This is a genomic window from Desulfomicrobium baculatum DSM 4028, assembly GCF_000023225.1.
Classification (GTDB): domain Bacteria; phylum Desulfobacterota; class Desulfovibrionia; order Desulfovibrionales; family Desulfomicrobiaceae; genus Desulfomicrobium; species Desulfomicrobium baculatum.
Genome location: NC_013173.1, coordinates 3,481,930 through 3,496,844, shown reverse-complemented (window position 1 = coordinate 3,496,844; position 14,915 = coordinate 3,481,930). Strand labels below are relative to the sequence as shown.

Genomic DNA, 14,915 nt, shown 5'->3' with positions numbered 1-14,915 from the left:
TTGCATCCGATTATAGGGTGCAGACTTTTTTATGAACACGACCATTCAAGGAGATCTTGATGCCTCAGCCGATAAAAGAAGCCGCCTCCATCTGTAAAACCATCATGCGCAACGGCTATGACGCCTACGTCATCAACGCTGCGCTGCAGCGCAAGATTCTTGGAACTTCCAAGGATGCCGAGGTGGAGATCTGCACGGATATCGATCTTGCCGGCCTCAAAAATCTTTTTCCCAAAATTACCGCCGGCAGCGGGGATATCGTGGCCAGGATGGACCAGGGCAGCGCAACCTTTCTCTTTCATCCCGCCGACATGGCCGACGCCTCCCATCCCGAGGCCTGCGTGGCCCAGATTACGTCCAACATGCTGAAGAAGCTCGACAAGGACGACGGTTTTCCCGTCAGCCTGGCCTGTCCGTTCATCCCCCGTTCCCGTGACGTTTACGACGGCTTCGAGAACATCTCCGGCGGGCAGATCAAGTTTCAGGGTATTCCCGACGAAACCCTCAAACACGATTATCTGCGGGCCATCCGGGCCTTGCGTTTTTCGGCCAACTATCATCTGCCCATCGAGGAAAATTCCTGGATGTCCATCATCCGCGCTTCGCGCCGGGTGCTTGATTATGTTTCGGTCACGGACATCATGGATGAATGGCGCAAGGTCGAGGCCGAGAACATGTGGCGTTTCGCCGAGCTCCTGTTCGATTCCATGATCCTGCACGGACTGGTGCCGGAACTGGCCGCCCTGAGTCGCATCTTTCAGGTTTTCGACGAGGAGACCGGGTCCAGGTCCATCTGGGAACACACCCTGAAGGTCATGCAGCGCTACCCGGAAGAGCTGCCCTACGACTGGTACGGAACTCTCGGCTGCCTCTTCCTCAATTGCGGCAAGCTCTACGCCGGAGAGGTCTACGAGGATCGCACCACCTTCTACCAGCACCATCGCATCGGCGCCAAGGTCGCGCGCAAGATCCTAAAGCGTCTGCGCCTCAATACCGAGGAAGTGGACATGATCGTGAATCTGGTCCGCAACCACATGCGTTTCCACTTCATGCTGACCGACAAGGGCATCCGCCGTTTCAAGGCCGTGGACGACTATCCGCGCCTTATCGAGATGGCTCGGGCCGACATCAAGGCCAGAAACGCCAACTACACAGAATTCAATCACAATATGAAAATGCTGGAGCGGGCGGACATCCGTGAGGAGCTGCTCGAACCCTTGCTGAACGGCAAGCAGATCATGGATATCGCGCGCATCAAGCCCGGCCCGGCCGTGGGGCTGATTCGCGACAACCTGCTCCAGGCCCAGATCGCCGGCGACGTGAACACGGTCGAAGAGGCCGAGCGTTTTGTGGCCGCATACAAAGCCAAGGAGCAGCTCTAGGCGGCCCGGTTCGCGGAGCTTGTTTCCCGCCAAAGGCACGAGGGGTGGCTTTGTAACGCCCTTTGTGCCTTTGCGATTCCAGACAGCGGAGCATCATGCGCAATATTCTTGAATTGACCTGCCCCGAACTTGAAGAGGCCGTGCAGGCCATGGGCCACCAGAGCTTTCGGGCTCGGCAGCTGTGGCAATGGCTGTGGCGCAAGGGAGTGCGCGAATTTTCGGCCATGACCAACCTGGCCCGGGATTTCAGGGAGCAGCTCATGCGCGAGTGGGCGCTCGATTGGCCGGAAGTGCATGAGGTGCAGACCAGCAGCGACGGGACGGTCAAGCTGCTCTTGCGTCTGGCTGACGGTGCGCTGGTCGAGACCGTGCTCATCCCGGACAAGGAACGCTACACCCAGTGCCTGTCGTGCCAGATCGGCTGTCCCATGGGGTGTACGTTCTGCAGCACGGGACTGATGGGCTTCTCCCGCAACATGACCGGCGGGGAGATCGCGGCTCAGGTGCTTGTGGCCAGGGACTATCTGCGCGCGCACGGTTTGGGCGATGAAGTGAAGAATCTCGTGTACATGGGCATGGGCGAGCCCCTCACCAACTGGGACGAGGTGCGGCGCAGCCTGCAGATCCTCTCCAATGCCGAGGGCCTTGAATTTTCACGCCGCCGCATCACGCTTTCGACCTGCGCCATCAAGGGCAAGATGGACGTTTTCGGGATTGAAGGTCTGGCCCTGCCGGCCATTTCCCTGCACGCTCCGACCCAGGAAATCCGGGAAAGCCTCATGCCGGGAGCCGCGCGTTGGCCCATCGAGGAGTTGATTGCGGCCCTTCAGGGCATGGAACTCAAAGCCCGGGAACGGGTGACCATCGAATACATTTTGATCAAGGGTGTGAACGACAGCCTCCAGCATGCCCGGCAGCTGGTGCGGCTCTTGTCGCACCTCAAATGCAAGATCAACCTCATCGCCTACAATCCCGGCCCGGGCATCGAATATGCCGCTCCCGCGCCCGGGGATGTGCTGGCCTTTGAGGAGCTTCTGCGCAAGAAGGGCTTCACCGTGACCTTGCGCAAGAGCAAGGGGCAGGATATCGCGGCAGCCTGCGGTCAGCTCAAGACCGAGGCTCAGGGCCGCATGAATTCGACGACGAGCAAAGAAGGACCAAACGATGGAACAGCCTGATTTTGATAAATGCGGTGGCCTTATCCCGGTCATCGCCCAGGAGGCGGCGAGTGGCGAAGTGCTCATGCTCGCCTATATGAACGAAGAAGCCTGGAACGAGACCCTGCGCACCGGCGAGGTCCATTACTACAGCCGCAGTCGCAAATCCCTGTGGCACAAGGGCGGCACGTCAGGGCATGTGCAGAAGGTTCGCTCCATACGCCTGGACTGCGACCGGGACACTGTGCTGGTTCAGGTCGAGCAGATTGGCGGGGCGGCCTGCCATACGGGGCGCAGGAGTTGTTTTTATCGTGAACGAGACGCACAGGGGCGGTGGACGGACTGCTCCCCCATGGTGTTCGATCCCAAGGAGGTTTATAAATAATGGTTGATGGAAAACAGATGCGCATCGGAATACCGAAGGGTTCCCTGGAAGAGGCCACAGTCAAACTTTTCGCCAAGGCCGGCTGGAAGGTGACCTCGCACCACCGGAACTACTTCCCGGAAATAAACGACCCCGAATTGACCTGTTCACTGTGCCGGGCCCAGGAAATGGCCCGCTATGTGGAAAACGGTCTGCTCGACGCCGGCCTGACGGGCAAGGACTGGATCCTTGAGAACCAGTCGGACGTCGTCATCGTGGACGACCTGATTTATTCCAAGGCCAGCAATCGTCCGGCCAAGTGGGTCCTGGCCGTGGCCGGCGACTCTCCGTACAAGCGGCCGGAAGATCTGGCGGGCAAGAAAATTGCCACGGAATTTTTGAGCTTCACCAAGCGCTATTTCGAAGAAGCGGGAATCCCCGTCGAGGTGGAATATTCCTGGGGCGCCACCGAGGCCAAGGTTGTGGAAGGGCTGGTGGACGCCATCGTCGAGATCACCGAGACGGGCACGACCATCAAGGCCCACGGCCTGCGCATCATCGCCGAGCTCTTGCAGACCAACACCCAGCTCATCGCCAACAAGGAATCCTGGAAGGATCCCTGGAAGCGGGCCAAGATCGAGAACATGAACACCCTTCTGCAGGGCGCGCTGCGGGCCGACAAGCTGGTCGCGCTCAAGATGAACGCCCCGGCCGACGTCGTGGACAAGGTCATGGCGCTTCTGCCGAGCATGAACTCTCCGACCATAGCCCATCTGCACAACTCCGACTGGCTGTCCATCGAGACCGTGGTCGAGACCTGTCAGGTCCGGGATCTGGTTCCGAAGCTGCAGGCCGTGGGTGCTCAGGCCATCATCGAGTATTCCCTGAACAAGGTCATCTAAATTCGAGAGCCCCCAAAAGGGGGCTGTCAAGGAACACGGCCATGAAGACATGCGCGATGGTTCTCGTTTTATGCTTTGTCCTGGCGGGGTGCGGAGCCCGCGGGACTTCCAGGGGCGCATCCTCGAATATGGGCTCCAAGGAAGTGGAGCTGCGCCTCAACCTGATTGAATCGCACATCAACAACGATCAGCCGCAGCTGGCTTTGCAGGAGCTGTTCAAGGTGGAGCCGGCGGCCAAGCATATGTCCCGTTTTCATTTTGATTCGGGCATGATCTATATAGGGCTGCAGGAACTCGAACAGGCTCGGGACGGGTTTGCCAAGGCCGTTGAAATCGACGAAGATTTCGGGGAAGCATGGAACAACCTGGGCAAGGTTGAGGAAGCCCTGGGACGGGACAGTGAAGCGGAGGCCGCATATCGCAAGGCGATTGGCATCCTGACCTACGTCACTCCCGAGTTCCCGGCCTACAATCTTGGCGTGCTCCTGCTGCGTCAGGGTCGGGCCAGTGAGGCCGAGGAGCTCGGGCGCAAGGCGCTGGCTCGCAATTGGCGCTATATTCCGGCATATAAACTTTTGTCGGATGCTTTTGTGGCCCAGAATCGTCTGGACGATGCAGAGTCGGTACTCAAGAGCGGCCTGGAGGCGGACATGGACAGCACCTCCACCATTCTGGCTTTGGCGGAACATCAGGTGCGCATGGGCAAGACGGCGGAAGCCAGGGAGCTTTTCACGCGCATCGTCAAACAATATCCCAAGTCCAATGAAGCCAAATTGGCCCGGGATTACCTGGATTTTTTGCAGTGAGGTCTCCGGGGATGCCCCCGCATCCCCGGCACCACCCCCTGGGTCCGTAACCTGGCGGTCCGCATCGCTCCCAAAAAACACAGGGTCCAGGCTCAGCTGACGAAGAGATTCTGCCGCGCATGCTCGCTCACGGCCATGACGGCAGGATGCTTGAGGCGTCTTTCCGCAGAAATGGCGAAATAGCGCACATCAATGTCTTGCGCTTCTCCCACGGTGTCCACGTCGTACAGACGTCGGACCTCCTCTCTCATTACGCTTGGCGCCGGAAAAAGTCCCAGGCCTGCCTGGCCGAAGGTTTTCAGCAACGCCGTATCGTCAAACTCTCCCACCACATGCGGATGGATCCCGTGTTCGGCAAACCATCTGTCGAGCTCGCCGCGTACGCTTCCCGTAGGCATGAGCAGGGGTGCCCCGGTCAGGGAATGCGGAAAATCCGGCCGGTAGCGCCGGACAAGTTCCTGCACACCGAAAAATGTGATTGAACAGTTACCCAGGGGGTGGTTGAAGGCTTTTACCCCGAGTCCGGCAGGCAGTTGCCTGTCGGCAATGACAAGTTCGAGCTTGTGAATGGCCAATTCGGCAAACAGGTTTTCCAGCCTGTCCCGATGACAGAACAGCCGGACGGGGGGGGCGAGCTTGAAGGCCGGAGCCAGGAGGCGGAAGGCGATGGATTTGGGCACCGAGTCCGCCAGACCGACACGGAAGGGCAGGGCCTCTTCAGGCGGGGAGGCCTTGAGTGTTTCGGTCAGTTCGCTGCCGATCTGGAAGATTTCGTCGGCGCGGGCCAGGGCGAGCTTGCCCGCCTCGGTGATTTCGAGCCGCCGTCCCGTCCGCACGAAGAGCTTGACGCCAAGATCCCTCTCCAGCTCCCCGATCTGCCCGCTGAGCGTCTGCGGCGTCAGGTGCATGCGCTCGGCCGCGCGCCTGATGCCGCCTGCCGTGGCCACGTTCCAGAAATAGTAGAGTTGCCTGTAGTTGAGCATGCCTCTCGCCTTTCGTCAGTTTTTCACGAACAATTAATCCATTAAATACGAATATACTTGCTGTTGAAAATAGACAAGTAGGTGGGGGCAAATGATCCGATGGCCGGGAGAGCACGGATTTGCAGTGTTCCCGATGCATTTCGGCAAAGCCATGCTCCGTGGCTTCGGCTTTGTTCGGTACGGCCTTCGCAAATATGATGGAGAACAATATGGTGCCTTTAGTCGGAGTTATCATGGGGTCTTCCTCGGACTGGGAGACGATGCAGCACTGTTCCCGGGCGCTGGAAATCCTGATGGTCCCTCATGAGACGCGGGTGGTTTCGGCGCACAGGACTCCGGACCTGCTTTTTGAATACGCTGCCGGAGCCGAGGCCCGCGGCCTGCGGGTCATCGTTGCCGGAGCCGGAGGAGCGGCCCACCTGCCGGGCATGGCTGCGGCGATGACATTGCTCCCGGTCATTGGGGTGCCTGTCCGGTCCAAGGCCTTAAGCGGCATGGACTCCCTGCTTTCCATCGCCCAGATGCCGGCAGGGGTGCCGGTGGGAACCATGGCCATCGGAAGAGCCGGAGCCGTCAATGCCGCGCTGCTGTCAGCAGCCATCCTCAGCGCACAGCATCCCGAAATCCGGGAGGCGCTGGCGGAGTACCGGCGCAAGCAGACGCAGAACGTGCTGGACAATCCCCTGCCGGGAGAGCCGCAATGATCATCGGCGTGCTCGGAGGTGGTCAGCTTGCGCGCATGCTCGCCATGGCGGGGTTGCCCCTGGGTTTTGATTTCGTTTTTTACGACCCCGCGCCCGACCCCTGCGCCGCCCCTCTGGGAAAACACATGCGGGGGGAATACTCCGACCGCATCATGCTCTCCCGTTTCGCACAGCGGGTGGACCTCGTTACCTACGAGTTCGAAAACGTCCCTGCTGAATGTATCGAATTTCTCTCGCAGATCACGCCCGTTCACCCCGGTGCGCAGGCGTTGGCCTGCGCTGGCGACAGGCTGCGCGAGAAGAGCGTTTTCCAGGAACTGGGCATTCCCGCCCCTGCCTTCAGGGCGGTGGACTCATTGCCGGAACTGAACGCGGCGATCGGGGAAATCGGCCTGCCCGCCGTGTTGAAGACCCGCACTCTCGGCTATGATGGAAAGGGGCAGTTCATATTGCGCAGCCGCGACGATGTCGGCAGGGCGTGGGTGATGCTCGGCGGTTTTTCCCTGGTACTGGAGAGTTTGGTCGCGTTCGACCGCGAAATTTCTGTTCTCGGGGTTCGAAGCCAGGCCGGGGAGATCCTTTATTATCCGCTGAGCGAAAACGTCCACCATGAAGGGGTGTTGCGGTTTTCCAAGAGCAGCCCGCAGGATCCGGAGCAGAAGGCGGCGGAGGAGCTGGCCGGAAAACTGCTCCGGCATCTGGATTATGTGGGAGTATTGGCCCTGGAGTTGTTTCAGGTCGGTTCCACGCTGCTGGCAAACGAGATTGCTCCGCGGGTGCACAACTCCGGTCACTGGACCATCGAGGGAGCCATGACGAGCCAGTTCGAGAACCATCTGCGGGCCATCACGGGGCTGCCCCTGGGCAAGACCTCCGTTACCGGGCATTCGGCCGTGGTCAATTTCATAGGGAGACAGCCTGATCTGGTCGCGCTCTTGGGCCTGCGCGGCCTGCATGTCCATCTTTACGGCAAGGCGGAGCGGCCCGGCCGTAAAGTCGGGCACGCCACGCTGTGGAGCAGAAGCGGGGCTTCCTTCAAGGAGGGGTGCAGAACCCTGCTGTCATTGTTGTAAAGGTTGTCGCGGGAATTTCGGGCTGAAAAGGCGATTATCCTGGCTGGACAGGCTGACGCGGGAATGCTTGCAGGCCGCCCGTCGCAGGCGGGCTATTCCTCGTCGACCCGCAGCAGGTCTTCTTCGTCCAGATCTTCGGGATATTCGCCGGAGTCCAGATCGCAGAATCCGAAGCCGACGGAACACATGGGCAGGCCCAGAAGTTCCACCAGGCTCAGGTGGCGATCCACAGCCAGGGAAAAACTGCAATCCTGATCCGGACAGTGCAGGATGTCGACGATTTCTTCGCGGGTGGCGTCGGTGTTAAAGAGCTGGGCCAGCAGTTCGGGCTTGCCGCCCTGGCTTTTGGAGTTGCCCTTGCCTTCGGGGTCCAGGGACTGCGACGGCGATTTGTATGTGTCGAGCAGCTCCCCGTCCAGGTAGAGCCAGTAGCTGAGGAGTTCCTCGTCCAGGGTCTGGACGGCCAGAGCCGGACATCCAAAGTAGCCGGAGAGGTCCTCGGCCAGATCGGTGAGGACTGTGGAGTCCCCCTCGTCGCTGTCCATTTCATAGACAGTGGTCAGATCGTCCTCGGTTGGAGAAACAAAGGCGGAGCGTCCCTGATTGCCGAGCTCCTGCAGGATATCCTGCGCCTTTGGACCTTTAAGCGTGATGTTGGCGTACGTGGTTCCCATATGGAGTTTCTTCAAACAGATTATGGTTCAAGATGCAAGCTTATGATCGGACAGTCGTCGAAAATGTCGAGAGGCTTTTTTTTCCAAGACTTGCATCAATATCTGGCCTGAATATGGCCTTTGCCAGTGCCGGGCGTGCGGGCTTTGTTTGGCTTGGGACTTGAGAAAGGGCGGGGCTTCGCGTACCGCCAGACGACAAGGCGCGAACACGCTTAAGGTCTTCATGGCCAGACCGCGCGCCGAGATGTTTGCCGTTACGCCCTTTAGCGGGTGCTTCTTTAAGACATATTTTTTCGGGAGGATTCATGAGTGCAGTGAAGGCGATGTGCGTCGGCGACGCGGGCAAGGGTGTGGTCATCCAGGGTAATATGGCCTTTGCGGTGGGGTGCGTACGGGCCGGGATCCATGCCGCGGACGGCTATCCCGGTACGCCCAGCACCGAGGTCATCGACAAGGGCCTGTCCCAGGTCCAGGACATGATTACCGTGGGCTGGTCCGTGAACGAGGCCGTGGCAGCGGGCGTTGGTTTTGGCCACACCCTGGCCGGCAGCGACTGCGTCGTGACCATGAAGATTCCGGGCCTGTTCCAGGCCGCCGACGTGATCACTTCCGCCGCTTTCTACACCGGCGAGCGCGGCAGTCTCGTCTACTATATCGCCAGTGATTATACGCCAAGCTCCACCCAGCATCTGGTCGATCCGCGCTACATGCTGAAAAGCTGCTGCATTCCGGTCTTCGAGCCGCGCAATCACCAGGAAATGCACGAGGCGGCCCGTATCGCCGCCGACCTTGGGCGGCAGTTCAACACTCCCGTGGCCGTCATCGCCAGCGGGGTGCTCTGTCACAGCGAAGGGCTGGTGCGCCTGATGGAAACGGCCACGCGCGAAAAGGCCCCGCTGCCGGAGAAGATGAGTGATTTCATTACCCTGCCCGTGCGGGCGCGGATGTTCCACGACCAGGTCCGCACGACCCGTATCCCGGCCCTGCGCAAAATGGCCGAGGAGAGCCCGCTCAATGTCCTGACCAGGGGTGACGGCAAGATCGGCATCATCACCCATGGCGTGAACGACCTCTTTGTGGAGGAAGTCCGGGCCGCCACGGGCAAGAATATCGATGTCCTGTCCCTGGGCTTCACCTACCCGCTGCCCATGGATCTCATCCGCCGCTTTTGCGAGAGCATCGACGGTCCCGTCTACGTCATCGAAGACGGCTATCGTTTCATTCAGGAGGCTATCCAGGCCGAAGGAATCGCCGTCCAGGGCAAAGGGGCGGACGAGACCGTTACGGAATGGACTCCGGCGCTTATTTCCACCCGCCTGGGCCTGGCCGAGGCGGCCGGGAAGTCGGCGGTGGCCAGTCTGCCGCGGCCGCCCATGATCTGTGCGGGATGTCCGTATCGCCTTTTCGGTCAGATCGTCGGCAAGATGCGCAAGAAGGGCAAACTTGAAGCCGTATTCGGCGACATCGGCTGCAATACGTTGCTGCATTTCCTGAATGCCATGGACACCGCTCTGGCCATGGGCGCGAGTGAAGCCAAGCGGCTGGGCTATGTCCTGTCCCGGCCCGAGGCCGCAAGCAAATGCCTGGCCGTGCTTGGTGACGGCACCGAGTGTCACAGCGGCATGGATGCGACCCGCAATACGATTTTCAGGAACATCCCCGGCGTCAAGGTCGTCCTGAACAACAACTGGACCGCCATGACCGGTGGCCAGCCCTCGCCCACCTCGCCCGCCAACCTGGCCGGGGACCCCAACGTCTTCGACCTGAACGCGAGCCTGAAGGCCCATGGGGCGAATGTGGTCGAGGTCAGCGGCTACGACAAGAAAGCATTGGAAAAGGCCCTGAAAGAAGCCCTGACCGCCGCCGAGACCGGCACCTTCACGACGCTGGTGGTCACGGGCGTGTGCATCCGCAAGATGCCCAAGGAATCCTACGGCGTGAAAATGGCCGTGGATCCGGAGCTGTGCATCCGCTGCGGCATGTGCCAGATCTGTTCCGGCATCGAGGCCGACGCCGAAGGGTTGCCTTTCTTCAACAATATCTGCACCGGCTGCGTGAGCCAGAACCCGGCCTGCGCCCAGATGTGCCCCAAGGGCGCCATCGCCCCGGCCAAAGACCAGAGCGCCTGCGGCCTGACCACCTGTCCGGATCTGCCCGTGCCGCCCGAAAGTATCGACCTGCCGGATACAGGCGGCCTGCCGCCCTTTTTGTCCGTGGCCATCCGTGGCGTGGGCGGTCAGGGCAACCTCTTCTTCGGCCGCGTCCTGACCCAGCTGGCTTACCTCCTGGGCTACGACAAACAGAACATCGTCAAGGGCGAGACCCACGGCATGGCCCAGATGGGCGGTCCGGTCATCAGCACCTTTGCCTGCGGCGCGGTCCATTCCCCCGTGCTCATGCCCGGCACCACCCAGTGCCTGGTCTGCATGGAACGCAGCGAAGTGTTCCGTCCCGGCTTCCTGGACATGCTGAGGCCCGGCGGTACGGTCATCCTGGCCAACACGGCCATCATGCCTCCGCTCTTCAAGGCCGAGAACTATCCGACGGTGGAGGCCGTGCGCGAGGCCTTGAGCGGGTACAAGGTCATCGACGTCGACGTGCTCGGCACGGCCCTGGGCCTTGGTGACCCCACGGGCCGCAGCGCCAACGTGGTCATGATCGGCGTCTTAAGCACCTTGGCTCCCTTCGATTCCTTCCCCAACGAGTACTGGCTAAGGGCCCTCAAGAACGTCAGCCCCAAGCCGGCCATCTGGCAGGCCAACTATGCGGCCTTCCTGGCCGGGCGTAAGCTGGGCGGGAAATAGCGGCCTTTCGGCGGGCAGGGGCTGCCCTCTGCTTCGCCATTTTCAAGGATGATCCAGCGGGCTTCGGCCCGCTTTTTTTATTAGGGGCGGGGAGGGTGGCCGGTCATTCCCGATTGCTGCGGGCGTGGCGTTTCGGACAGCGCAGGCAGGCGGCATCGGGCTCACCTGACAGAAGTCCGGCCCGAAACGCGGAAAATGCGTCGGATTTCCAGATCGAGACGGGATCCTGCTCCAGACATGATCCGAAAATGCGTCGGTTGGGTTCATGCAAGGTGGTTGGCGGGTTCAGATAGACGCATGTGGACATGCATCCTTGAGCGTCCACGAAAACGGTTCGGTCGGCGTTTTCCAGACAGCCCCGGCGCGGGGTCGGCTCCGGCAGGGAATAATCGAAATCGAGTCCCAGGCGCGCGGCCTCCGCGGCGGCCGCGTCCAGTTCGGCGCGGGCAACGGCGATCTTGTCCTGTTCGTCCGGGGCATAGGCTTCATGCGCCCAGCCCGGGGCTAGGTTCGGGTCGAGAGTGCTGACGACCGCCGCATGCACGCCAAGCTCGCGCATCAGTTCCGGCAGACGGCGCACTTCACTTATGCGGCTGGCAAGAGCGAGGTATGCGATGTGAATTTCGAGATGCACGCCGGACCTGGCCGTACGCACTTCGTTCAGCAGGCGGATGGAGTCCATTACCCGGCTGAAATCCACGCCCCGGCGCAGGACGTCGTTGCTCGCCGCCGTCGTGCCGGCCAGGGAGAAGGCGATGATGTCCAGCCCGCTCTCGACCAGGGACTTGGCAAAATCCTCTGTCATATGCAGGCCGCACGTAGTTGTGGACACGAAACAGCCCGCTTTTCTCGCCAGGGCGACCATGTCCAGAAAGCGCGGGTGCGAAAACGGCTCTCCCCACCCCTGCAAATGGGCGCGCACGGATTCGCGCAGCAGCGGCCAAAGCCTGGCGTAGGCGGTCGTATCCATGTGCCGTGACTTCCAGTGCTCCGCCATGATCACGTGCGGACAGTACGCGCATCTGCCGGGACAAACCGACGTCACCTCGATTTGGACCACATCCAGCAGGCGTCTGCGAAGGCTGAACTGCTCCCGCAGATCCTGCCAGAGCGATACGGGCGGGCAAAGGTCGCCAAATGCGGAAGACGTCCGGGTCATGTCTTTCTCCGAGGCGCCCACGCGGGTCAGGAGCGGACGCCATTCTGGGGGCTTTTCCTCACAGTCCCTGATAGCGTTGGACGCCCATCAGCCTGTGAAAATCCGTAGGCTCCGCGACGTGTTCCGCCCCGCTTTTGCGGGCCCAGCCGAAATCGTCGAAGCGCGAGCCTTGGATCTGGATGAGCGCCCGCGTGCCGCCGGGGCCCATGACCATGGTCTCGTAGGCGCGCACGATCTCGGGCAGGGTGGCTTTCCTCAAAGAATCGACCAGCTTGTCGCGGCCGTCGAAGGCCTGGTTGCCCAGGCGCAGGTCCGTTTCCAGCCAGCCGAATTCCTCTTCCAGGGTATCCGGGCTTTTGGTCAGTGAGGCCAGCACGCCCTGGCGCACGGATTCGAATTCTTCCCCGGTCACGCCGCGCAGCTGCGAGAGGGCCGTGTAGTAGAAGGACTCGAAGCGGTCGGCCAGGCCTGCCGTTCCCTGCACCGGGCTCTGCACGCCGAATCCGATCCCGGCGGCGTGGGCGAACATGACCGGAAAGCTGGTCGCCACGTAGCCCAATTGCTCTTCGGTGCGCAGACGGCTGAAGAAGCGGTTGGACAGAAGTCCTTCCAGCAGGAGCATGCGCGCCTTGGAACCTGAGCCGGTCTCAGGGGCCAGGAACATTTCGACCAGGGCGCTGTCTTCCAGCACGCTCGCTTTGCGGTAATCGGCCACGACGCCCTGTCTGGGTGCGATGCGTGTCGCAATCGGCGGCGCTCCTGCTTCAGGTCCGATGAACGGCCGAAGGTCCCCCTCCAGCTTGCGCAGGTCGTCCGGAGTAATATTGCCGAACCCGAAGACCGTGAAGCGCAGATCCCGCCGCACTGTGCGCAGGTATTCGCCAAGGTCCTGCAGGGTCAGCCCCCTGGTGGTCTCTTCGATGGCCCGGTGGTCCCATGACGGGACTTTGAGCAGGTTGCGCATGGCGCCCATGGCCTGACCAAACAGGCCCTGCTTTTCCATGTTGGCCAGGCTGCGCAGCTGTTCCGCCTTGGCCTGCATGAAATCTTCCGGCGTGACGTCCTGCTCGAGAAAGTCGAGCACGCGGGGCAGGAGGTCAGCCTGATGCTGACTGAATCCGTCAATTCGGATGACGATGCCTTCATCGCCGGACACGGACAATCCAAGCCCCGCCTCCATGGCCTGATAGCGCAGGCCCGCCTGCTGCTGATCCCACAGTTCGAGCAGCACGCCCTGCAGGGCCGTTTGCTCGCGGGTGGCGGCGAAATGGGCGGATTGCAGCCGGGTCATGAGGATGGCCTTGGGCTCCTGCCTAAAAGCCGATCCGGCGTGCCAAAGGGAGAGACCGGGTTTGTCCGTGAGTTTGCGAGGCTCTGCGTTTCCCTTGGCTGCGACCAGCGAAAAATCATCCGGCAGGAAGGGGTTCAGGTCCGGCAGGCGCAATTCCATCCCTGCGGAAAGCTTGCCCCAACGGGTGATGTCGCCGTCTTCGATGGGCCTTGCGCTGTACGGGGTCTGGTAGAAGAAGGCCTCCCTGTCCACAGGCTGATCCGGGCCGACCTGGAAGATGCGCGCGTTTTCGGGCCTGAGCGCTTCGATCACGCTGTTTACGGCCTCGCGGTCAAAGGAGTCCAGGCGGTAGGGGCCGTAATTCACGTCTTCCACGGGATGCCGCAGCATCTGCGTCGCGGCGGAGGCGACATAGTCGAAGCCGCTGGCCAGGGGGGCGAAGCGGAATTCCATGTCCAGCATGCGCCGCAGCTGCTCGAAATACGTCTCTCCCAGACCCTGGGCGCGCAGCAGATCGAAGTAGGCGAATATCGTGGCCAGCACCTCGTCGCGTTTCCTGTCGCCTTCTTCGGTGAGTTGCACGAAGAGGGACAGGGTCACGCCGTTGCGCAAGGAAGTGGTGTCTCCTCCGGCCGAAAGACCCAGCGCCAGCCCCTTGTCTCGCAGCATTTCGACCAGGGAGTGCCCGGTCTCCGTGCCGAGCACGGCGGATACGACCTGCAGGGGCTTGGTGCGGGAGTCGTCCAGGGCCTGGGGCAGGACGAATTCGATGCTCATGCTCCGTGTCTCGCGCACGGGGCGCACGCCGACGATCACGCCTTTTTCGGCGTCCGTGGCCGGCGGCGCGACGGGAACCTCTATTTTGGCCTGGCGGTCGGGGATGACGGCAAGTTCGCTCCGGGCCAGGGCTTCCAACTCGTCAAGGCTCTGGGGGCCGTAGAGCACGCCTTTCATCAGGTTCGCCGAGTACCATGTCTGGTGGAAGCGGACCAGTTCGTCGTGCAGGCGGCTGCCGGGCTTGTCGGACAGGGTCTCCAGGTTGCCGCCAGTGAAGCGGGTGGCCGGATGATCCGGGTTCAGGGTCGAGAGCATCAGCATGGCTAGGCGGCGTCCGTCGCTGTGCTTTTTGGACTCCATCTCCGCATTGACGGCGTTTCGCTCCTTGTCCGCGTAGACCGGGTCGAGCAGCGGCCGGGCCAGGGTGTCGGCCATGCGCCGCAGCGCCTCGGGGAAAGCCGGAGGATCGACCTCGATCATGTAGGTAGTGGAGGTGTACCCCGTGGCCGCGTTGGTCTGTCCGCCGTTTCTGGTGATGAAGGATTGGTACTCTTCGGGGCCGGGATAGGACGTGGAACCCAGGAAGAGCATGTGCTCCAGATAATGGGCCAGGCCGGGCTGGGAGTCCGGGTTGTCGAGGCTGCCCACGGGCAGAGCCAGGGCCGCGGCGGCCTTGGAGGCGCGCTGGTCATGCACCAGCAGCACTTCCAGGCCGGTTTCAAGAGTCAAGGCCCGATAGGCGCGGTAGTCCGTGTCCGAGATCCGCACTTGCGCGGCCTGGGCCTGCAGGGCGAGGAACAGGAAGAAAAGAACAAAACGCAATATGGGCATGAGGCCTC

12 protein-coding genes are annotated in these 14,915 nt (G+C 61.5%); 8 read left to right on the top strand and 4 right to left on the bottom strand.

What is annotated here, in order from left to right:
- The first annotated feature begins 59 nt into the window (after nt 1–59).
- From DBAC_RS15470 to DBAC_RS18110, 5 genes are all read left to right on the top strand, one after another.
- A complete protein-coding gene (locus tag DBAC_RS15470) occupies nt 60–1,382 on the top strand; it encodes a tRNA nucleotidyltransferase/poly(A) polymerase family protein (RefSeq protein ID WP_015775254.1) in 1,323 nt (440 codons plus the stop codon).
- A gap of 95 nt (nt 1,383–1,477) precedes the next feature.
- Nucleotides 1,478–2,560, top strand: a complete 1,083-nt coding sequence (gene rlmN, locus DBAC_RS15465) for a dual-specificity RNA methyltransferase RlmN (RefSeq protein WP_015775253.1) — start codon at nt 1,478–1,480, stop codon at nt 2,558–2,560.
- Entirely contained in the window at nt 2,547–2,924 is a 378-nt protein-coding gene (gene hisI / locus DBAC_RS15460) for a phosphoribosyl-AMP cyclohydrolase (RefSeq protein WP_015775252.1), read from the top strand. The genes rlmN and hisI overlap by 14 nt, the downstream gene beginning before the upstream one ends.
- Complete coding sequence (gene hisG / locus DBAC_RS15455) at nt 2,924–3,805, top strand: ATP phosphoribosyltransferase (protein ID WP_015775251.1); 882 nt, start codon at nt 2,924–2,926, stop codon at nt 3,803–3,805. Before hisI ends, hisG begins: the two co-directional genes overlap by 1 nt.
- Before the next feature lie 41 nt (nt 3,806–3,846).
- The gene (locus tag DBAC_RS18110) at nt 3,847–4,611 is read left to right on the top strand and encodes a tetratricopeptide repeat protein (RefSeq protein ID WP_015775250.1); all 765 of its coding nucleotides are present in this window, start codon (nt 3,847–3,849) and stop codon (nt 4,609–4,611) included.
- A gap of 92 nt (nt 4,612–4,703) precedes the next feature.
- On the opposite strand, the gene DBAC_RS15445 is transcribed toward DBAC_RS18110, so the two are convergent.
- A complete protein-coding gene (locus DBAC_RS15445) occupies nt 4,704–5,594 on the bottom strand; it encodes a LysR family transcriptional regulator (protein WP_015775249.1) in 891 nt (296 codons plus the stop codon).
- A gap of 209 nt (nt 5,595–5,803) precedes the next feature.
- Between DBAC_RS15445 and purE the strand changes: the two genes are divergently transcribed.
- Both purE and DBAC_RS15435 read left to right on the top strand, forming a co-directional pair.
- Nucleotides 5,804–6,298 (top strand): 5-(carboxyamino)imidazole ribonucleotide mutase, encoded by a 495-nt coding sequence (purE, locus tag DBAC_RS15440; RefSeq protein WP_015775248.1) that lies wholly within the window; start codon nt 5,804–5,806, stop codon nt 6,296–6,298.
- Nucleotides 6,295–7,371 (top strand): 5-(carboxyamino)imidazole ribonucleotide synthase, encoded by a 1,077-nt coding sequence (locus DBAC_RS15435; protein WP_015775247.1) that lies wholly within the window; start codon nt 6,295–6,297, stop codon nt 7,369–7,371. The genes purE and DBAC_RS15435 overlap by 4 nt, the downstream gene beginning before the upstream one ends.
- Before the next feature lie 92 nt (nt 7,372–7,463).
- Here DBAC_RS15435 and DBAC_RS15430 read toward each other — a convergent pair whose 3' ends face one another.
- Entirely contained in the window at nt 7,464–8,045 is a 582-nt protein-coding gene (locus tag DBAC_RS15430; protein WP_015775246.1) for a hypothetical protein, read from the bottom strand.
- Between the two features lie 305 nt (nt 8,046–8,350).
- Here DBAC_RS15430 and DBAC_RS15425 point away from each other — a divergent pair, with 305 nt between their 5' ends.
- Nucleotides 8,351–10,849: a 2-oxoacid:acceptor oxidoreductase family protein gene (locus DBAC_RS15425; RefSeq protein ID WP_015775245.1), complete on the top strand. Its 2,499-nt coding sequence runs from the start codon at nt 8,351–8,353 to the stop codon at nt 10,847–10,849.
- Nucleotides 10,850–10,952: 103 nt separating this feature from the next.
- Here DBAC_RS15425 and DBAC_RS15420 read toward each other — a convergent pair whose 3' ends face one another.
- Together DBAC_RS15420 and ptrA are read right to left on the bottom strand one after the other, a co-directional pair.
- Nucleotides 10,953–12,008, bottom strand: coding sequence for a radical SAM protein (locus DBAC_RS15420; RefSeq protein WP_015775244.1), 1,056 nt, complete (start codon nt 12,006–12,008; stop codon nt 10,953–10,955).
- Nucleotides 12,009–12,066: 58 nt separating this feature from the next.
- A complete protein-coding gene (ptrA, locus tag DBAC_RS15415; RefSeq protein WP_015775243.1) occupies nt 12,067–14,907 on the bottom strand; it encodes a pitrilysin in 2,841 nt (946 codons plus the stop codon).
- Nucleotides 14,908–14,915: the final 8 nt, after the last annotated feature.